Consider the following 19,987-nt stretch of genomic DNA (forward strand, 5'->3'; position numbering starts at 1 on the left):
CAATGCTATTTCAGACCGATAAATAACCATCAGTATTACCTTCCGCAACAGAGTAAAAGGATATTGACACTCATGGTTGTTTCGCATCAAAACCGGAATAAATAAAATTGTTGCCTATCTTTGCAGGCCAAATACACACTATGGGAAATTTAAAGAAATTAGCAGGACAGACCGTATTCTACGGTGGAAGTAATGTCTTATCACGACTGGTTATTTATTTACTGGTTCCTATCCAGACCACGATTTTTGCACCAAAAGAATATGGTGTCGTAGGGGAAATGTATGCCTATGTCGCATTTTTGATTGTGATACTTACCTTTGGGATGGAAACGGCATTCTTCCGTTTTTACGACAAGAAATCAGAAAATAACGACTCCGTTTATGGAACAGCGCTTAAATCTTTGGTATTTTGTGCCATCGTGTTTGTGTTACTAATAAATATATTTGCCAAACCGATTGCCGTACACATCCGCTATCCCGATCACAGCGAATACATTGTCTGGTTCTCATTCCTGATTGCCATCGATGCCGTTACTACAATTCCTTTTGCCAAGTTACGGGCACTCAATCGACCTAAACTTTTTGCAATGCTTAAAATGTTGAATGTTGGCTCCTGCTTTCTGTTCAACATCATATTCCTGTATCTCTTTCCATACATGCAAAATCATGGCATACTGACCGCCTTTTTACCTCTGGTTTATAATCCGGCAGTCGGTGTGGGCTACATTTTTATTGCCAACCTGATCTCTTCAGCACTTACCTTACTGTCATTGTACATTGTTTTGCCCCACAAGCACATCCCTTTTGACCGTGTGTTATGGAAGAAGATGATGGCTTATGCCCTGCCGTTGCTGATCTTCGGGTTGGCGGGCAATATCAACGAAACCTTTGACCGTATCCTGCTGAAATGGTTGTCTCCAATCGATATTGCCTCTACACAAGTGGGTATCTATTCGGCTTGTTACAAAATATCCATTTTTATGACCATTGTTGTTCAGGGCTTCAAATATGCAGCCGAACCCTTCTTCTTCGCTCATGCCAAAGAGTCGGATTCCAGAGATATTTATGCCGATGTGATGAAATATTTTGTCATTGTCTGCTCTCTTATCTTCCTGGCGGTGATGCTCTATATCAACATAGTAAAATACATGGTAGGCTCTAAATACTGGAGCGGACTGCAGGTGGTTCCGATCCTCTTGCTGGCCAATATGTTCCTTGGAATTTTCTACAATCTATCTATCTGGTATAAACTAACCGATAACACACGCTTCGGAGCCATTCTCTCTATCTTTGGCGCCATCGTTACACTGGCACTTAACTTTACGCTGATTCCTATCCTGGGTTATATGGGCTCTGCCTGGGCTACATTTACCTGTTACGGTGCAATGATGGTCGCGTCCTACATTATCGGACAGAAGTATTACAAAGTGCCATACCAACTAACCCGCATCCTGATGTATATGGGACTGAGCGTTGCATTATGGGGGATCAGTCTGCTTATTCCGATTCAAAATCAATGGATACGTGTCTTACCGGACACCTTGCTATTGGGAATCTATCTCTATATAGTAGTGAAAAAAGAACCTGTCTTCCAAAGCTTACTGGGAAAGAAAGCCAAAACCATCAGCTAAACGTCCTTACAGGAACCTCAAAGACAATAAAAGTAACATCCTGCTTTTACCGAAATTATTATCGGGCAAAAGCAGGATGTTTTGTTTTCCTCTCCTTCGTAAGCCAATCTTTCCACTAATGAAGAGTAATTCCACCTCTAAAATGATGGAAAATGCTCCGACAAACCATCATCTTCCAGCAAAAACATCCCTCATTGTATTGACGAAACGTCATTTCGCGCAAAAAGTAGCCCTAAAGGATATGACAAAATGCCTTTTCGATCGTCATAAAGCGGAATTTGGTATGACGAAATGCTATTTTACATGTTGAGAACCATTTTGTCAATATGATTTCCCTTTCTTTTTGCGTTGAATAACGTTTTGTCACTATCATTTCCCTTTCTTTTTTCGTAAAATGGGTCTCTAACATACTAATTAGGTCTGTTTTAGACAAAAGATGATTGTTTGTTGTGATGAAATGAAGCTTTCAAAAGATAAGTAAGCCGAATTTTAGGGTGAATTGGCTATATTTGCATTTGTTATCACATTTAAGGATAAATCCGGAGATTTACTTTCAATGAAACGACAAACTTCCGTAGACTTAATAGCACTGTGGGTTCCACATTTTTGTGATTATATTGCCAAAAGGGCTCTATATTATAAAATCGGGAATCAAGATCTTTCATTATCCAGAAAAATCCTGATCAATTGAGACAAGACAACTTTACTATTGCTTGTAGGTGGTGATCTGTAGTTAAACGAAGCGTTTTATTTCGTTCAAGCTACATCATGGACACTCATTTAAAATACATCAACAATCATAAAGCATGAAATTTTCATCTATCATATTTTTATTCATTTTCTCTATTGGTCTTTTTGCTCAATCTAATGACTCAACCTATTTAAAATACCTCCTTCACAACAGTAATGTCGCTAAAAGAACGTATTATCCGGGTGATTCTAAAAATGAAATAAAGACTGATATCATATCTATTGCCGACGGACACCTCCCGATTATTTGGGAGTATCGGTTTAATAATCATTTTGGAGTTGATGCCGGACCCGGAATATTGTTGCCATATACTTTCTTTGATATACTTGGAAAGGGGTCAAGCGATGCATATCCCAATTTCTTTCCATTTGTTACAAATCCTAATTTTGAAAATAAAAAATTAGGCGTCTCATTTCGGGTAGAACCTAAAATATATTATAAGACCGAACATCAGATTACTGCATTATCACACTTCAATAGTATAAGTACATTTTACAGTTTCAAATCATATTCGAAACTATTCATCAATGAAGTCGGACTAGCATACACTTATATTGCTGACACTGACAAATTTGCAATTCAACCTACTTTTGCTTTTTCTTATATCTCTCAAATACCATTCAATGATGTTTCGGATGTGAAATACATGGGTAAACAATCTGAAGACCTTTCCAGTCATGGGCTACCCAAAGTAAGTTGTTTCCGATTATATCTTAGATTTCAGGTAGGATATATTTTTGAGCATCCTATTAAATCAAACCGATGAATTGATCTATCAGCAAATCTCTAACTGTTACATTATTAGTTGTTTGATTATATTCAATTACTGTCAATTATCAACAATGAAGTTTACTATTATTTATCTCTGTATATTACTATTTAGTGGAACCTTTTTCGCTCAAACCAGTGATTCAATATACCAACAATACCTCCTCAATAATAAAAACGTACCCAAGAGGGTGTATTACACTGATAATTCTCAAAACATACTCAAAACGAACATATTCTCCCTTTTAGATGGACACTTGCCTATTATCTGGGAACATAGGTTTGATAACAACATGGGATTTGAATTAGGTCCCGGAATAATCTTACCCTATACTTTTTCTGACATTATTGGTCAAAAACAACTTGAAGAGATTTATAAGCCTAACTTCCCTTTCATATTGAACCCTGACTTTTCAAATAAAAAGCTTGGAGTCTCTTTTCATTTGGAGCCCAAATTGTATCTGGGAAGCTCTCCCTGGGGAAGCTTGGGGACCTTCTATAGCTTTAAATCGTATTCCAAAATGTGGATGAACCAAATTGGACTTGCGTTTAACTTCATCGACGAATACCCTAGCTCTAAAAAATACGCAACTCAAATGGGCATAACCTTTTCGTATGTGAACCAGATCCCATATTACAACATCGCTGATGTGAGGTACACGGGTACATCTTATGAGTCTCTATCCGGACATGGACTGCCGATGATTAATTGTTTTCTCCTTGCTTTCAGGTTTCAACCCGGTTATATATTCGAAAATCAAATAAAACCCAGAAAATAAATTCAATCGTATTTGTATGAAGAAAATAATCCTTTATTTGCTATTATTCTATTGTATTCCTGCATTTTCACAGATGAATAACATCGAGCAATATCTTGATGATGGAGGCAGAACTGCAACAAAGAACATTATCAAAACTGATTTTACCCAGATGCTCTTAGCTAATATCCCGGTAATCTTCGAACACAGGTTTAATAATAATCTGTCGTTGCAGGGTGGTGTCGGTTTGCTAACACAGAATTTCTTTCACCCGGTCATAAAGCCTATATTTGCCACAGATCCACTTTACAATGAACTGAAGGGCGGTTACAGTCTGTATGTACAGCCATTGTTTTATGGTAATGGCTTTGAATCTTTACATATCGGCATCCCTCTTCGTTATCGCAGACATGGGGATCAGGTAGAATCATATGAGTTCAATATTGCTTTAGGCTATCAATGGTTTAAAGGGCGACACCTGTCATATGACTTAGAAATTGGTGCCGGATTCAATTTAGAATACTCATTAGATGGCGTAAGCTATATATACAATTCAAATATCATAGACAAATCACTTGCGAATGATTTCAGGCAACGACTTGTATTTCCTGTATCATTTAAAGCTGGATATGTATTTTAGACTATTATCAATCATACACAATAATCAACATGAGACAAACATTTAAACTACGGAAATTATCCATTCTTTTATCTCTGTTTCTAACAGCAGGCTTCTTTGTTAATGCTTATGCACAGAAAGATAGCATCAAATGGGGTATTGAGCAGCAATATCACAAAAGAGGTTTACTTTTTAATGTTGAAATCTTCAAAACTGACAGTAATTATATCTACTATTATGGTCATGGCATGAAGGTAAATTTTGACGAGACTAACTTTATTGTAAAACACAACAAGAATACCGGTAAAAATGAGCTCTGTGATATTCAATTGAAAAGAAAAGAATATCAATTAAATATTGTAGGACATTATTTTATCAATGATACCTTGCATATTTTCAGCAGTTACTACAACAATAAACTGAATAAGTCTTTCTTATTTCATGAAACCTACAATCTGGATAAGCTACAATCAAACGATGATATAAATAAGATAACTGAAATTGATTACAAAGCATTGGCCGGAGGAGAAAAAGCCTCCCTGGAGTACTTTGACTTCAAATATATCAATAACCATTTTTTACTACGATATTCTTGTAAATCGAAGAAAGGTCAAATATTCGGTTTAGAAGTCTTAGATAAAACACTTCATAAAGAATGGAGCAGCCCGTCAATAGCCTTAACTGAATCAGGGGTCAATTATGAAAGTAATTATTACATCGACAACGAGGGTAATCTGTATGGATTGCAGCGAAATTTCGAGAATGAAAAGGATGTCAATAAACATTTTGAACACAGCCGCATTTGGGCAGTATGTTATCCTAAAGGAGGAGGTGAGCCAAAATCGCTTGCTTTGATATTGAAAGATGACAATTTTATCACCAGCGAACAATTATCCGTAAATGAAAAAGGAGAAGTTATTTGTGCAGGTCTTTATGCTAGACCCGGAACGACAAGTGCGGTCGGTTGTTTTTCATTTGTCATAGAACCATTATTAGCTAAACTAAAATCGGTCAACTCTCAGGAATTTTCTCCTTCTTTTTTGACTAAAGGGTTGGATATGAAATCGCAAGAAAAGTCCCTTGATAAAATCCTAAAAAGCAAGGACTTTGAGAACAATTTCGGTTATAAAATAAATTCTATTCATTTTAGAAAAGACGGAAGTTTTGATGTTGTAGCCGAGAAATACAAACAAGAAATAATAAGATTCAGAGATAATATAACAACGTATAACTACAATGATGATTTGTCAGTATTAACTTTCAATGCAGATGGCAGTGTAAAATGGGTTCAGAAAATCCCAAAATATGAATATGTACAGGATTTGGGTAGTTTAACCGGAAGTTATTTCTTGTCATATGATAAGGACGATAATATGACATTTATATTCAATCTAATACAAACAGGAGTGTTATCATTTTCTTATAAAAAAGCTAAGACAGTTCGCATGACACTGGATAAAAATGGAAATGAAAACTTTAAAGAATTGATAGGAGATTATAAAACCGCATTATTAATGTGTCCGGGGTTCTTCTACAAACAAAATGACAATACTTTACTTCTATCAAAGTATAATTATGAAACTGTATTTGATGGACTAGCAGGTTCAAAGAATACGATTACATTTGGAGAACTTAATCTGCAATAAAGAGCCAATGCTGGCGCATTTTTCTTCCAAATCCCGCTGCGCTCAGCCCTTGGTTCAAGATACTGTCTTAATCTCCAAATAAAAACATCCTGCTTTAGCCCAATCATTATGAGCAAAAGCAGGATGTTTTTTATGATATAACCAACTTACAGCTTATCCCCTCACCACACCGGTATATCCTTTCTCCGAAGCCACCAATTCAAAGACATGAGACGGCTTCAGATCCTCCTCATCCCGGTGTGAGATGTAGATGATAGCGACCTGCTTCTCTGCTGCGATGGCATTGACCATATCAATAAAAAGGCGGCTGTTTTCCTCATCCAGTTCGATGGTCGGTTCATCCAGAATCAGAAGCGGCGGATGTTTCACCATCGCTCGGGCGACCATCACCATACGTTGTTGTCCGATAGAGAGATCCTGAAATGACTTATTTCGGAACGAATTCCCAAGCATGGTAAGCCACTGCTCAGCCATATAAATCTGGTAATCTGTCGGCTCAGCGTACAAACCAATTGAATCATTGAAGCCGGAAATAATCATATTCAATACCGAATCATTTCGGGTAAAGCGGGTGGTCATATTTGGTGTATAGTAACCAATTTGCTTACGGATATCCCAGATGGTTTCCCCCGAACCTTTTTTCATCCCGAAGAGCATCATATCCTGTCCGTACCCACGCGGATTATCACCGGTAATCAGCGTGATCAGCGTACTCTTTCCTGCACCGTTAGGTCCTACCAGCTGCCAGAATTCTCCTTTGCGAATGTTCCAGTTTACACGGTCGAGCACCGGCTTATCGAGATAATGCACCGATACGTTGCGCAGTTCTATCAGAGGATCGGCTTCGCAATGACTCCCCGTATAACCTTCCGGCAGACGAAAGCGATGTTCGTACTGCGATGCAGATGCCGTATGCTGCATAAAATCAGAGTAGCGTTCTGTCTTTATGATACTATTTTCACCATCCATACTCAGCACAATCTGCGTGGCAGGCAGTATATCGGCTTTCCGGAATACAATCTGAATCAAGCGGCTATCAACCGAGAGATTGGTCAGCCTTTCCCGGATGGCAACCTGTGTGGCTTTATCTACATTACTATAGACATCGTCGAGCACCAGATAGTCCGGCTTCTGTTCAATCAAGTAGTTCAGCAGGGCTTTCTTTTGCTGTCCGCTCGACATGGATTCAAGGCTATCATTGTCCTCCGTCTGTATCGGAAAACGGTCGTGACGGTATTCATCATCAATTAATTTGTCGATAGTAATAGTAGAGTGCAACAAACCGTGCAAGCCGGTCAGATCGATGTGATCTGCCAGGAGGTTCTCCTGCATGATGGCACGGATCAACTGTTTTTTATCACATGTATTGGTCAGATATAATGCAAGGATCATTGTTTCGGATTTTTAGAATGAAGATGTAAGACTTTAGACAACAGGCTATGATAGCACGCTGTTGAAATCGGGTGCAAAGGTAGGGAAATATCAGGGAATGACCTTTTATTTCATTACAGAGATGGGGAATTGCAGAGTCCTATAACCTTTGTTATAACTCCGCATTTATTACCTTTTACAAGAACAGGCTGTTACTTCAGTTTGTTAAACATGAGTAACCCCCAAAACCTCACTTGTATAGGATAAAGTACTACTGTCATGGGAAAAGAATATGTATATTTTCATGAACCGGAATCAGCTAAACTTTTTATTCACGAAGGTAAAGACATCTCAATAGACCCGCTGGTTTTGACTGTTATAGGTGTGGATGAGCAGATGATTGAGTATGCTTTTAAATTAAGCGAAAGGATATTGAGCATTCACGGGAAGTACCAGAGTGAAATAACTCTCTCCTACCTGGAAGAAGAGTACCGGAAAATATTCAGCCTTTGAATATACTATCGTTTTCAATAACCCTTCAGATAACAAAACCGACTGGATAGAATTCGATTGATCCGGTCGGGTTCCAAAACCTTTTTCCACTCCTGTTGTTTATCTATCTGGTTTTACCAAAAACAAAAACAATATGAATGCAATCGGATATTTTGAGATTCAATCCTCCAATCCTCAACGGGAAAAGGAGTTTTATGAAAAGGTTTTTCAGTGGAAGTTCATTAAGATCGAAAATGCACCCATTGAATATTATCATATCGAGACACCAGGTTTATACGGTGGAATGTTGAAAAGGTCGGCTGAACTACCTCCACAGGCTTGCGGTACAAATGCATTTACCTGCTCCATCGAGGTGGAAAACTTTGACCGGACGGCAGAAATAATTCTTTCAGCAGGCGGAAAAGTGGCTATGCCCAAGTTTGCAGTCCCCAACCGATGCTGGCAAGGATATTTTCTTGACCCGGATAATAATACGTTCGGGATTATCGAAATTGATGAAACCGTGAAATAGAGACTTCTCTATACAAAAAAAGCATCCACCAGGGATGCTTTTTTTATGTTATATCTTCTTTTCAGGATTTTGACTTCGTATGTTGAAGTAACCATTCATAAATATCAGGCTGATGAAACAATCTTTCCACACTACCGTGAGTACCTCCTTTAATCTCAGTCAGGGTGACATTTGCATTTTCATCTACATTCTTTATGGCCTTCATGATCTTTCTTGATTCAGAAATCGGAACAATCCGGTCAGCAGTACCATGAAAAAGCTCGATGGGAACTTTGGCCAGATTTTCAGCCTCTGAGATATTACCACCACCGCAGATAGCAACCGCAGCAGCAATCCGGTCGGGATATTTCCCTGCAACCTCCATCGTACCATATCCGCCCAGGCTCATACCGCACACATAGATACGTGATTCATCTGCATTCGGATTGTTTTTCAATACATAGTCCACCACTTCCATCACTTTATCGGCATCCCAACCTCCGGGTGCCTGAGGAGCCACTACAATACCCGGAACGTCCGTGCCTTTATCCATGGCATACAAAACGCCATATCTTTTCACTCTTTCCAGGTTGTGGCCACACAGGCTACGTCCGTGCAAAAAGATAAAAACAGGTTGTTTTTCTACAGAAGAAGTTTCAGGAGTATGAATTAAAAAAGGGTAAGCTGTTTTTCCTTCAACGGCTTCCGTATCAGCAGCCAGCAAGGAAACGGGAAGTAGAAAAAAGAGAACAATACTGATATATAATAGACGCATAAAGTGTCGTTTTGGTTTGACTTTAAGATTAATTGATAGCTCAAGATAGGCATTTTGTTTCAAAACGGCACAATCAAAGGCTACCTGTTTGTAGTTTTTTAGGTTTTGTTTGGTGAATCTGACATTTTGAAGATTGGAATAACAGGATATTAAATCTCTCTGCCACCAACAAACACCCATATATCATTTTCACACACAAACAACACAAAACAATGCGCTTTGTCAATATAAAAACACTTGTATAACGCATTTTGCTATATTAAATTTGCACATTGTGTTATTATGCATATCTTTGCAATGAAACAACAACAAATAAATAGCGCGATATGTCAAAACAAAGTGTAGAAGATTTACTCATCAAAGGAGGAAGTGACAAAGAGTACCGTATCAAGTATGATAATGCATTGTCAGAAGAAAAATTCGTCGAATTAGCGATTGCTGACGGATATGAATTCACTGTATCTGAACTCAAAGAGGTCCTGAAAGAAAACGGGGACATGTTTGAGTCATACGGCAACCCTCCTAAAAAAAGCATCTGGTTGAAATAAGGCTTTTCTTCCGTTTATTAATTCCAATTGAAAAAACAAGAGGTTGTCCCAAAGGCCTGAATTGAATGTAATGAAGCAAAGGTATAGATACCTGAATACGAACACTTTGCTTTCAATTCAATAGTTCCGGCTTTTGGGACATCTCCGTTTTTCAGCTATCTACCTCTACCCCGCTATCCGTTTTTCTTTTCCTGAGAAAAAATCAAATGCCCCCCTTTTTGTGTTTTATGAGTAAACATCAAATGTTTAGAATGACAGGCATTGTGACAAAACAACCTTTATCATTCAATATGAGGTTATCCAATTGACGATATAAATCTTTTCACCATGAGTAACGATAATAAATCCATTCATGAATTTGACGTCAATCTGATCTGCGAATACTTCTCCGGAATGGAACGGCAAGGACCCGGAAGCCCTGAAGTAACGATTGATGCAATAGGTTTTATTGATAACCTGACAGATGATTCCCGTATTGCTGACCTGGGCTGCGGTACCGGAGGCCAAACAATGATACTGGCACAACATGCACCCGGAGTGATTACGGGTATCGACCTGTTTCCGGCATTTATCGACCTATTTAATGCCAATGCCGCTAAACACAATCTTCAAAACAGAGTAAAGGGAATCGTAGGTTCGATGTGTGCTCTTTCATTTCAGGACGAAGAGTTGGATTTAATCTGGTCGGAAGGCGCCATCTACAATATCGGCTTCGAACGGGGATTAAATGAATGGCGAAGGTTCCTGAAAAAAGGCGGATATATCGCAGTTACGGAAGCATCCTGGTTTACCGAAGAACACCCCGAAGAGATTGAGCGGTTTTGGGTAGAAGCTTATCCGGAAATAGATACAATACCCAACAAAGTCGCCCAGATGCAAAAATCGGGATATATCCCTGTAGCCACTTTCATCCTGCCTGAAAATTGCTGGACAGATCACTTCTATGCACCGCAAGTTGCAGCACAGGAGGCTTTCCTCAATAAATATCCGGGAAATAAAACAGCTGAAGAGCTAGTCTCCTACCAACGGCAGGAGGCTAATTTGTACGACAAATACAAAGCGTATTACGGATATGTCTTCTACATCGGAAAGAAGATTTAAACAATAAAGCACCTGCTCCTTCCGGCTTAAACATTCCGGGAATGTTTAAGCCGGATTTTTTATGTTTTATTCTCTCCGGCATTTAATAAAACAGAGTAAATATGGATGCAGATAAATCGCTGAAATTCATATTTAGACATAAACATCTATCTTTGTGTATAAATTACACTTAAACACACACTATCACATGACAACCCGCTTTTCTACCAGAATCACTCTGGTTTGTTTACTGTTTGGTTTGAGCATGAATGTAAATGCACAGGACAAGAAAAAATCCCCCTTCAGCAGTTATCTCTTTGTATTTTTTTCCAATAACACTCCTAATGGCGAACAATTACGCTTCGCCCTGAGTGACGATGGGTTCAACTATTATACTCAAACAGAACAAACTGGTCAATCAGGCAAAACAGCATCTTGCCACTTCGGGTGACACTAAACAGATGAAGAAGGTTACCCTTAAGCTTATAACAGCGTTCAATCAGAAATGACCTCTTATTTTATCCTGACTAGTTTCTGAAATCAGTTTGGAGTAAGATATATCATATCACCTGAACTAAAGCCTGTTTTTATTTCTAAAAACCCATTCATTAATCAAAACAGACATAATCTGAATAAACTGAGAGGCAAAACAAATGCAATTCTAAACTGACATTTAATTTTAGTCAGTACCTTTGGGTCTATTCTCAATAAAAAAACCGATAGTTAATACGATAAAAACAGACATTGATTATTCTAATATCTGTTCCATACAAAACATAATAATGTATGAAAGCTTACCCTTTACTACTTATTTTCATTACAATACTATTTATTTCATGTAACAGCAGAAACAAAATATCAATTCTTTACAGGGTAAATCCTTTTGATACAGCATGTATTAATCAACTTAAGCTAGCCCAAGAAGACATTCGGAATAACAATCTTGTATATTGCAATTATATTGGAGGTCCTCTCTGTATTCCTTTAAGACCCGAAAAAGAGATGGATAGTTTATTAAGGAAATATCAGATTAAATATCAAGATAAGATATTACCAGACATAAGACATGAGTTCTATAATGACCATTGTTATTGCGAGCTTATGAAGGAGAAAATTGATGAAAAATATGGTCGAAACTTCATAGACTCTCTTTTATACAAAGCTGATAGTCTGTATATCACAAAACATCCAGATAATATTTTTGAAAATACAGGATTTAATGATGACTGGGATACACAAGCTTACTTTCCGGGAGATACCATCGATGAATCATATAATCATAGTGCTCTTCAAAGAGTATTCAACAGTAAAGTCAAATATCCGAAAGATTATCGATATAAAAGGGATCAAAAATCAAATGCTGCCATTTATCTAACTATATATATTGACAGAACAGGTGTAGCTAAAGTGAAAAGCTTCAGTTTTCTTTTTAATGATTCAAAAACAAATGAACACGGCTATAACCTAAAACATCGTCTTTATCTGCTGAATTTAGCGAAGAACACTGTTGAAAATACCAAATGGATTCCAGCTAAAATCAAAAACATGGGCGTTAATTCAATCGCTGAAGTTACAATCAAACTAGAATAAGCCATAAGCACTTATTATCGGAATAGAGAACTGATTTAAAGTAATCGCATAAATATCGATTATATTCAAATTTAAAGCCTCATGATAAACCACTTACCTAATCGTTATTCTCTTACTCTATTTTTGATAATCACGACAAATGCCCTTTTTGCTCGTGGCGTTGGTGGATTCGGATTCAGTGGTTTTCATGGAGGATATGGCGGTGGATTTAGCCGTAGTTTTTATTACATGAGATATTTGCGAGGTGGCGGAGACTGGACCTGGTTTATGATCGGTGGTTATTCCATACTTGGACTCTTCCTGGTCTTAATTGTCAGATATTGCATCCGAATGTATTCCGTTCATAAAAAAGAAGGTCAAACCACACAAATACTTGAGCAAATATGTGAAACTGATTCATTCTGGAACGTCGAAAATATGAAATCCCTGGCATCTGATCTGTTTTATAAAATGCAGGTAGCCTGGGAAAAGAACGAGCTTGAAAGAATTATATCAGAACTGACTCCGGAACTAACAGTTCAACTACAGGAGATATTGGATGAAATGAAATCCAGAAAAGAGATCAACATGCTCAACCATGTTCGGATCGAGGAGGTAAAGATCTTAGGTTGTGAAGACTATACCGACAATAACAAAGATCGCTTTACTGCATATATTTTCGGAACCATCCAGGATTATACCATAGATGAAGAGACGGAAGAGGTAATTCAAAATGTCAGGAAAAAGGTTACTGAGTTTGAAGACTTCTACCATTTTATCCGCGTAAACAACAAATGGTTGCTTGAAGACATTACAAATCAGGTGGGACTACGGGAAATACTGAAATCGCCAATCTATAGTGAAAATTAATTCTGAAACTTCATACGCCCAAAGATTTATGAAAACACAAAAAAGAATTTCTATTCTTCTGCAAACAGCATTACTATTGACCTTTCTTCTCCCATTTTTCCCTCAAGGATGTGTTGAAAAGAAAGCTGAACCAGCGAGTAATATTCCCGCTGATTCAACAGGTGTTGCCTTACAGGTAGATAAACTTGCAGATCATATAATTGATAAAGTTTCTGATGCAAACACCGACTCTGCAATGATAGTAACCCAGTCATATACTTCTGATCATGACTCAACCCTAACCGAAAAATTATCAGCCAAATCGAAAGTCCTGAATATATTACTCAGGCCTAAAGGGAAATATACAGGAATCGGTTATTTAATAGAAATGTCTTTTTACTGGCAATTAGGAGTTAGTCTGGCTATTGCATATATATTATGGATCATTAGTCTAATCATAAAATGCAAAGACTACAACAACATTTTTCACCTGATTAATATCATTGCCCTGATTATGTTTTCTATTTCAAAAAATGGATTCAATATAGTAAACGAGACCAGGCTTTGGGGATTCTGGGTTTGTTTCGCACTGGGCCTGACTATGACTATTTATGACACAGTCGTTTTACTCAGGCTTAAGAAAAAAGGCGAATAATGGAAATGATTTCCTATGTACGGCAGCTGATGACTAAGTGTATCCTTTCAGTAAAAATCTGAATTGCATTTACCATAAATATTTTCAGGAGATACACTCTGTTTTAATACATACAACAATTCAACTGAAGATGAACTTAAAAGATTAAAACTTCCCGTTCATCCTTAAATAAAACAGGCTGCCTCAAAATGAACGTGAGACAGCCTGTTGATTTATGTTCAGATTAGTACCTTATAGGTGATTACTCCATAAAAGCAACCTTTCCGGTTTCGATATCGTATAAAGCGCCAACTATTTTGAGCTTACCTTGCTCCACCATCTCGTGCAGGATCTCACTCTTCTCGTATAGTTCTTTGATAGTCTGCTTTACATTGTTTTTAGCCGTTTCATCGACAACCTTATCACCGGCCACATTGTTTGCCAAAGAAATCCGGATGTGCTCCAGCAAGTGAGTCAGATTGCCCAGTTTTACATTCTGAACAGCACCGGTTACGGCACCGCAATGCGTGTGTCCCAACACCACGATCACTTTTGCACCTGCATGTTCAGTGGCATATTCCATACTGCCCAGGATATCTTCATCTTCGATGTTTCCTGCCACACGGATAGAGAATACATTACCAATTCCCTGATCAAAGATAATTTCCGGCGGTACACGCGAGTCCATACAAGTAAGGACAGCTGCAAGAGGTTTCTGCCCCCCTTTGGTTTGCTCAATTTGTTCCTTGTAGTTAGTGTTCTCAGGCTTGTTCTGCAAGAAACGTTTGTTTCCGTTTTTCAATTCCAGAATCGCATCGTCGGGAGTTTGAATATCGGCACGGGCGATCTTGTGGATGCTGTTTTTTACTACGGCCGGAGTGTTTTGCTTCTTTTCCGCAGCATTACAGAGGGCTACGCTCAGGACAAGGCATGCCAAGAGTAGAGTTTTTAGTCTTTTCATTTTGTTGAATATTTATTGATTTGAAAAAGGATAATGCATCGTTTCAGATGGCATCACATCCCAGCAATGTTCAATAAAGAGCGGTAATAGCTGCTATTTCCTTATATTTCAGAAATAGTCAGTTCGGGTAAAACACCAGTAAAGTCGGCCGGTAGCAAAATGACATTTTGGAATCGGGAGGCTTATTGAATATGCGTGGTTGAGAATGCTTTTAATATCTATTATTCCCGGAATAGATAGAATATTGTAACTAATCCCTGTTGAATTCGGGGCGCAAAGGTCATAAATCCGGTTGAAATACGCAACCCTGACTCAAAATAATTAATTCATCTCCGGTCATTTTCCCTGTTTGAAGGTCAAAAGAAAAGTAATATTGCCCCGGCCCATTTACTCAAATAATAAAAAACAGTTACCATTCTATCATCTATCCGAATCCTTCTGCTGGCACTCGTGAAGCTACTATCACCTATCGTAATTCTACTACCACCTATCGTGAAGCTGCGACCGGCTCTCGTAGTTCTTCTACCACCTCTCGTAATGTTTCTACCGGCTGTCGTAATTCTACTACCACCTATCGCGAAGCTGCGACCAGCTATCGTAGTTCTTCTACCACCTCTCGTAATATTTCTACCGGTTGTCGTGATTCTACTACCACCTATCGTAAAGCTGCGACCGGCTATCGTTGTTCTTCTACCACCTCTCGTGAGGCTACTACCATCTGATTATGAACACTCCCGATATGACATTACCCTAAAAATGATTTTCTTTAATGAGCATGGCTATTTCCCAACAATATCATTTACCTTCTTTCTTCGGTTTCTTCCCAAAGTTGATTTCGCGGACACTCTTACTTCTGAACAACAGTGCAGCAATGGAAATCCCGATCGCAAGGGTAAATAACAACGACATGGTCAGCATCAGGTTGTATCCAATCTCCCCGATGATCCCTGGATTGCGTTGCAGGATAGTCGGATCGGTTAGTTTGATACACCCCAGCATAGTGCGGTAAGCGTATAGTCCGGGAATCATAGTGATAAAGGCAGGCATGGTGAAAACCACCGGCGGATGATGCACCTTTTGCGCGCAATAGATACCGATCAGACCGATGGTAATGGAACTTATCATTGTGGCCGATATAAGTCCAAGATCGGCCTGTAACATGACGAAGCGAAGGCTATGTCCAAGGGCTCCCAACAGACCGGCCACCCATAAGACGCTTTTAGGAGAACCAAAGAGGATCCCCCAGCAAAACCCGACTACAAAAGCGAGTCCGAAGTCAAGCAATATATGTAAAATCAACGGTTCGGTCATGGCTAAAAGTTATTTATACCCAATAATGAAATACTCAGGATCATTCCCACTGCGATACACAACAGAATAGATGCGCCGAAAAGCGCCCGGTTCCAGGCCGAAGAGAGATGTCCTTCAATCAGGTCTATCAATGAATTGATCAACGGAACGCCCGGTACCAGATAGAGTACGGAGGTAGCGAGTGCGGCCTCAGGCGCTGTCCCCCATCCCAATATCATATTGGCGCCGGAGATCATGGTTGTGACAAATGACGCGATGACAAATGACATCAGGGGGTTGAATTTATGTTGCGAAATAAAGTTTCGAACGATGGAGCCGACACAAGCGGCCACGCAGGCAATGACTCCGTCCATCAGACTTCCTCCGAGCAAGAGACAGAGGCAGGCACACGATATTCCCACCGCCACGGCAATTGACAAATAGCTGTAGTGATTGATATTTTTGATGCGTGCCGTCTCCTCTTTTACCTCTTGAAACGAAAGATCACCGTCAGCTGCTTTCCAGGTCAGGCGACTGAATTCGGTCAATAGTCTCAGATGGACAAAATGGGGCGGTGTGGTGCGATACCGGGTGATTGTCTGCAACGGATCTGTCTGGCTGGTTACATTCATGACCACACCGATAAATGAGAGTTGCAACTGCACATCAAAATGCCAACGCTTTGCCATTCGGTTCAGGTTGTTGGAGATACGTCCACAATGTGCACCCGAAGCCAATAGCGTAGTGGCTATATCCAACGACAAGTCGGCAAAGTCGGAGGCATCTACCTGTTCGTCTATTTGAAGGGTTGATGAATTCATTTATGAATCGTTTTACGTTTTCAATATGCAAAGATAGGACAGAAATGCAGATATTGACACATCCTGCATTTAACCACCATTTCTCCAATTTACAATGAAAACATTCGGAGTCAGGTGAGATTTGATTAATGTGTAATATTCCCGGAATTATTGAATGAAGTTTTTTTAGCTCACGGAATGAGAAATGAAATATATTATTTCCTTTTTCCGTTCTCGATGATTAGTATATTTTGTTAAATTTGCAGCATCCGGGAGATATCTTACTTTTCCCATTCCTTTCTCATTCGATTTCGTTTAAACATTTACCATTAAAGCATTACGTTCCAAAGAATCTGACACACTTAAATAATCACACATGAGAAAATTATCAATTCTATTTCTGCTGCTTCTGGCTTTGGGTACCCAGTCGTGCAAGCACTTCACCTTATTTGGCAAAAAGCATAAAAAACAGGTTGCAGCTGCCGATACGGCTAAGAAAAAAGAGGTCAAAGAGCCACTTTACAAACCTTTCAAAGAGATTATCACCGCCAAAGCGGTGAGTCAGGAGGGGCTACTTACCGTCCATAAAGTCGATACTAAGTGGTACTTCGAGATTCCCGATTCCATCTTGGGAAGGGAAATACTGGCCATCACCCGTTTCTCTAAGACCCCGGCCGGTGTATCTTTCTATGCGGGGGAAGAGGTCAACGAACAGACCATGTATTGGGAAAAAGCTCCCAATAAAAAGATTTTACTGCGCGTTTCAATCCTGATCAATAAAGCTGACTCTACCCATGCCATCAGTAAGGCGGTGAAAAACTCCAATACCGACCCTATTATTGCCGCGTTTGAAATCAAAACGCTTTCTCCTAAAGGAAATGCCGTGATTGATGTAACGGACTTCTTTAATGGGGATAACCAAAGTATCTCTGTCCCGCAACAAGTGAAACAGATGTACAATCTCACCGGCCTGGCGGGTGACCGCTCCTACATCCAACGCATCTCCACTTACCCGATCAATACGGAGATACGCACACTGAAAACTTATAACGCCAATACCTCATCCATGGGCAACCGTATGATGATGGTGCCGGGCGGTTACCAGACCGGAGCCGTCACTGTTGAGCTTAACACCTCTTTTATCCTATTGCCTAAAATACCGATGCGTAAACGGCTCTTCGACCCACGTGTCGGTTTCTTTGCCGATGAATATTCTTTTTACTCTGACCATCAGGAAAAGGTGGAGAACTCCAAATTCATCACCCGTTGGAGACTTGAGCCCAAACCGGAGGATATGGAAAAATTCAAACGCGGTGAATTGGTGGAACCACAGAAGCCAATCGTTTACTATATCGACCCCGCCGTTCCCAAACAGTGGCGCCCTTACCTTATACAAGGTATAAACGACTGGCAAAAAGCGTTTGAACGTGCCGGATTTAAGAATGCCATCCTGGGTAAAGAGTGGCCGGAGAATGACTCTACCATGAGTCTCGAAGATGCACGCTACTCGGTAATCCGCTATTTTGCTTCACCGATAAATAATGCTTACGGACCTCACGTACACGACCCCCGCAGTGGCGAAATCATCGAAAGCCACCTCGGATGGTATCACAATATCATGAACCTGTTGCACAACTGGTATATGATACAGGCTGCTATGAGCGATACGACTGCCCGCAAAATGAAATTTGATGAAGAGTTGATGGGACAATTGATCCGCTTTGTCTCTTCACACGAAATCGGACACACCTTGGGACTTCGCCACAACATGGGCTCAAGTAGCACCGTTCCGGTGGAAAAGTTACGCGATAGGAAATGGGTAGAAGCATACGGTCATACTCCATCCATCATGGACTATGCCCGGTTTAACTATGTTGCACAACCCGAAGATCACGTTGGTCGTGCCGGTCTCTTCCCCCGTATCGGCGACTACGACATGTGGGCCATCCAATGGGGCTATAGACCGATACCTGATGCAAAAGACGAAGAAGAGGAGCGCAAGATCCTGAATAAGATCGTCATTGACAGTCTGGCAACCAACAAACGGTTGTGGTTTGGAAGTGGTGAAATGTGGTCCGACACCCGTTGTCTTACCGAAGACCTTGGAGATGACAATATGAAAGCTGATGAATATGGTATTCGTAACCTGAAACAAATTATTGTGCGCCTTCCTGAATGGACAAAAGAAGAGGCAGACCAATATAAAAACCTGACCGATATGTACAGCGTACTGAAAGGACAGTATTTCACCTATATCGGTCATGTCATCAACAACATCGGTGGTCAATATATCAATATCAAAAGCATCGAACAAAAAGGAGATGTGTATGGCAATATGCCTAAAGATAAATCAAAAGAGGCTATCGACTTCCTCAACCGTAATTTCTTCCATACGCCCAACTGGATCGCTAATCCGTCTTTTAGTAATAAGGTCTCATCATCTACGAACCGCGACTTCAGCAACAGCGCCGGATATTATATCTCCAGTCTGGTACGTGCATCCTTGCTGACCCGCTTGTCTGAGATGTCCGGTTCTTCATCTAAAGCCTATTCGGTAAATGAATACCTGACTGATCTGGAGAAATGCATCTACGAAGAGCTCTCTACCCGTAAACCGGTGGATTATTATCGCCGTAGTCTGCAAAAGGCTTATGTCAACGAGCTGTTCAATGCCGTATTCACAACGACAAATGAGATTGGCGGAACTCCCATGATCAACGAGAGTGTCGCCAAAACAGACGTTCCCTCAATCGTAAAAGTACATCTGGCATCCCTCAAAAGCAAAATCGATGCAGCTTCTGCCTCTGGCTCCGATGCCATGACTCGTATCCACTACAAAGACCTGAGCGAGCGTATTGGGGTCATCCTCAACAAACGAAAGTAAAAACATCAATATCTATTTGCTTCTTATCGGTCATGCCTTTAGTATTTCAT

The 19,987-nt window shown here is 39.8% G+C and carries 19 protein-coding genes; 14 read left to right on the plus strand and 5 right to left on the minus strand.

Features of this window, described 5'->3' with window-relative positions; genetic code table 11:
- Positions 1-140 precede the first annotated feature (140 nt).
- The 5 genes from MLE17_RS16060 to MLE17_RS16080 all read left to right on the plus strand — a co-directional run bounded on the left by MLE17_RS16060 (position 141) and on the right by MLE17_RS16080 (position 6,173).
- The gene (locus MLE17_RS16060) at positions 141-1,631 is read left to right on the plus strand and encodes a lipopolysaccharide biosynthesis protein (RefSeq protein WP_243349742.1); all 1,491 of its coding nucleotides are present in this window, start codon (positions 141-143) and stop codon (positions 1,629-1,631) included.
- Positions 1,632-2,437: 806 nt separating this feature from the next.
- Positions 2,438-3,148, plus strand: a complete 711-nt coding sequence (locus MLE17_RS16065) for a hypothetical protein (protein WP_243349743.1) — start codon at positions 2,438-2,440, stop codon at positions 3,146-3,148.
- 76 nt (positions 3,149-3,224) lie between these two features.
- The gene (locus MLE17_RS16070; protein WP_243349744.1) at positions 3,225-3,929 is read left to right on the plus strand and encodes a hypothetical protein; all 705 of its coding nucleotides are present in this window, start codon (positions 3,225-3,227) and stop codon (positions 3,927-3,929) included.
- A 16-nt stretch (positions 3,930-3,945) separates the two neighbouring features.
- A complete protein-coding gene (locus tag MLE17_RS16075; protein ID WP_243349745.1) occupies positions 3,946-4,548 on the plus strand; it encodes a hypothetical protein in 603 nt (200 codons plus the stop codon).
- Positions 4,549-4,577: 29 nt separating this feature from the next.
- Positions 4,578-6,173: a hypothetical protein gene (locus tag MLE17_RS16080; protein WP_243349746.1), complete on the plus strand. Its 1,596-nt coding sequence runs from the start codon at positions 4,578-4,580 to the stop codon at positions 6,171-6,173.
- 153 nt (positions 6,174-6,326) lie between these two features.
- Here MLE17_RS16080 and MLE17_RS16085 read toward each other — a convergent pair whose 3' ends face one another.
- A complete protein-coding gene (locus MLE17_RS16085; protein ID WP_243349747.1) occupies positions 6,327-7,565 on the minus strand; it encodes an ATP-binding cassette domain-containing protein in 1,239 nt (412 codons plus the stop codon).
- A 258-nt stretch (positions 7,566-7,823) separates the two neighbouring features.
- On the opposite strand from MLE17_RS16085, the gene MLE17_RS16090 reads away from it, so the two are divergent.
- Positions 7,824-8,057: a hypothetical protein gene (locus tag MLE17_RS16090; protein WP_243349748.1), complete on the plus strand. Its 234-nt coding sequence runs from the start codon at positions 7,824-7,826 to the stop codon at positions 8,055-8,057.
- A gap of 133 nt (positions 8,058-8,190) precedes the next feature.
- Complete coding sequence (locus MLE17_RS16095; RefSeq protein ID WP_243349749.1) at positions 8,191-8,568, plus strand: VOC family protein; 378 nt, start codon at positions 8,191-8,193, stop codon at positions 8,566-8,568.
- A 61-nt stretch (positions 8,569-8,629) separates the two neighbouring features.
- On the opposite strand, the gene MLE17_RS16100 is transcribed toward MLE17_RS16095, so the two are convergent.
- Complete coding sequence (locus tag MLE17_RS16100) at positions 8,630-9,322, minus strand: prolyl oligopeptidase family serine peptidase (RefSeq protein WP_243349750.1); 693 nt, start codon at positions 9,320-9,322, stop codon at positions 8,630-8,632.
- A 326-nt stretch (positions 9,323-9,648) separates the two neighbouring features.
- On the opposite strand from MLE17_RS16100, the gene MLE17_RS16105 reads away from it, so the two are divergent.
- The 6 genes from MLE17_RS16105 to MLE17_RS16130 all read left to right on the plus strand — a co-directional run bounded on the left by MLE17_RS16105 (position 9,649) and on the right by MLE17_RS16130 (position 14,023).
- A complete protein-coding gene (locus MLE17_RS16105; protein ID WP_243349751.1) occupies positions 9,649-9,870 on the plus strand; it encodes a Nif11-like leader peptide family natural product precursor in 222 nt (73 codons plus the stop codon).
- A 327-nt stretch (positions 9,871-10,197) separates the two neighbouring features.
- Entirely contained in the window at positions 10,198-10,971 is a 774-nt protein-coding gene (locus MLE17_RS16110; RefSeq protein ID WP_243349752.1) for a class I SAM-dependent methyltransferase, read from the plus strand.
- A gap of 187 nt (positions 10,972-11,158) precedes the next feature.
- Positions 11,159-11,401, plus strand: coding sequence for a hypothetical protein (locus tag MLE17_RS16115; RefSeq protein ID WP_243349753.1), 243 nt, complete (start codon positions 11,159-11,161; stop codon positions 11,399-11,401).
- A 335-nt stretch (positions 11,402-11,736) separates the two neighbouring features.
- On the plus strand, positions 11,737-12,540 hold the full coding sequence (locus MLE17_RS16120; RefSeq protein ID WP_243349754.1) for a hypothetical protein: 804 nt from the start codon (positions 11,737-11,739) through the stop codon (positions 12,538-12,540).
- Between the two features lie 81 nt (positions 12,541-12,621).
- A complete protein-coding gene (locus MLE17_RS16125; protein ID WP_243349755.1) occupies positions 12,622-13,389 on the plus strand; it encodes a Tim44 domain-containing protein in 768 nt (255 codons plus the stop codon).
- A 28-nt stretch (positions 13,390-13,417) separates the two neighbouring features.
- Positions 13,418-14,023, plus strand: a complete 606-nt coding sequence (locus tag MLE17_RS16130) for a hypothetical protein (protein WP_243349756.1) — start codon at positions 13,418-13,420, stop codon at positions 14,021-14,023.
- A gap of 241 nt (positions 14,024-14,264) precedes the next feature.
- Here the strand turns inward: MLE17_RS16130 and MLE17_RS16135 are convergent, their stop codons facing one another.
- From MLE17_RS16135 to MLE17_RS16145, 3 genes are all read right to left on the minus strand, one after another.
- Complete coding sequence (locus tag MLE17_RS16135; protein ID WP_243349757.1) at positions 14,265-14,963, minus strand: carbonic anhydrase; 699 nt, start codon at positions 14,961-14,963, stop codon at positions 14,265-14,267.
- Between the two features lie 795 nt (positions 14,964-15,758).
- Positions 15,759-16,274, minus strand: a complete 516-nt coding sequence (locus MLE17_RS16140; protein ID WP_243349758.1) for a threonine/serine exporter family protein — start codon at positions 16,272-16,274, stop codon at positions 15,759-15,761.
- Between the two features lie 2 nt (positions 16,275-16,276).
- Positions 16,277-17,074, minus strand: a complete 798-nt coding sequence (locus tag MLE17_RS16145) for a threonine/serine exporter ThrE family protein (protein WP_243349759.1) — start codon at positions 17,072-17,074, stop codon at positions 16,277-16,279.
- A 355-nt stretch (positions 17,075-17,429) separates the two neighbouring features.
- Here MLE17_RS16145 and MLE17_RS16150 point away from each other — a divergent pair, with 355 nt between their 5' ends.
- Positions 17,430-19,937 (plus strand): zinc-dependent metalloprotease, encoded by a 2,508-nt coding sequence (locus tag MLE17_RS16150; RefSeq protein ID WP_243349760.1) that lies wholly within the window; start codon positions 17,430-17,432, stop codon positions 19,935-19,937.
- Positions 19,938-19,987: the final 50 nt, after the last annotated feature.

This window comes from Parabacteroides sp. FAFU027 (assembly GCF_022808675.1).
In the GTDB taxonomy this organism is placed as follows: Bacteria; Bacteroidota; Bacteroidia; order Bacteroidales; family UBA7332; genus CAXXIC01.

Coding starts and splice junctions, on each gene's coding strand:
- MLE17_RS16115 (WP_243349753.1), top strand. CDS start 11,159: ATGACAACCCGCTTTTCTACCAGAATCACTCTGGTTTGTTTACTGTTT.
- MLE17_RS16100 (WP_243349750.1), bottom strand. CDS start 9,322: ATGCGTCTATTATATATCAGTATTGTTCTCTTTTTTCTACTTCCCGTT.
- MLE17_RS16125 (WP_243349755.1), top strand. CDS start 12,622: ATGATAAACCACTTACCTAATCGTTATTCTCTTACTCTATTTTTGATA.
- MLE17_RS16140 (WP_243349758.1), bottom strand. CDS start 16,274: ATGACCGAACCGTTGATTTTACATATATTGCTTGACTTCGGACTCGCT.
- MLE17_RS16105 (WP_243349751.1), top strand. CDS start 9,649: ATGTCAAAACAAAGTGTAGAAGATTTACTCATCAAAGGAGGAAGTGAC.
- MLE17_RS16130 (WP_243349756.1), top strand. CDS start 13,418: ATGAAAACACAAAAAAGAATTTCTATTCTTCTGCAAACAGCATTACTA.
- MLE17_RS16070 (WP_243349744.1), top strand. CDS start 3,225: ATGAAGTTTACTATTATTTATCTCTGTATATTACTATTTAGTGGAACC.
- MLE17_RS16120 (WP_243349754.1), top strand. CDS start 11,737: ATGAAAGCTTACCCTTTACTACTTATTTTCATTACAATACTATTTATT.
- MLE17_RS16075 (WP_243349745.1), top strand. CDS start 3,946: ATGAAGAAAATAATCCTTTATTTGCTATTATTCTATTGTATTCCTGCA.
- MLE17_RS16095 (WP_243349749.1), top strand. CDS start 8,191: ATGAATGCAATCGGATATTTTGAGATTCAATCCTCCAATCCTCAACGG.
- MLE17_RS16065 (WP_243349743.1), top strand. CDS start 2,438: ATGAAATTTTCATCTATCATATTTTTATTCATTTTCTCTATTGGTCTT.
- MLE17_RS16080 (WP_243349746.1), top strand. CDS start 4,578: ATGAGACAAACATTTAAACTACGGAAATTATCCATTCTTTTATCTCTG.
- MLE17_RS16150 (WP_243349760.1), top strand. CDS start 17,430: ATGAGAAAATTATCAATTCTATTTCTGCTGCTTCTGGCTTTGGGTACC.
- MLE17_RS16085 (WP_243349747.1), bottom strand. CDS start 7,565: ATGATCCTTGCATTATATCTGACCAATACATGTGATAAAAAACAGTTG.
- MLE17_RS16110 (WP_243349752.1), top strand. CDS start 10,198: ATGAGTAACGATAATAAATCCATTCATGAATTTGACGTCAATCTGATC.
- MLE17_RS16145 (WP_243349759.1), bottom strand. CDS start 17,074: ATGAATTCATCAACCCTTCAAATAGACGAACAGGTAGATGCCTCCGAC.
- MLE17_RS16090 (WP_243349748.1), top strand. CDS start 7,824: ATGGGAAAAGAATATGTATATTTTCATGAACCGGAATCAGCTAAACTT.
- MLE17_RS16060 (WP_243349742.1), top strand. CDS start 141: ATGGGAAATTTAAAGAAATTAGCAGGACAGACCGTATTCTACGGTGGA.
- MLE17_RS16135 (WP_243349757.1), bottom strand. CDS start 14,963: ATGAAAAGACTAAAAACTCTACTCTTGGCATGCCTTGTCCTGAGCGTA.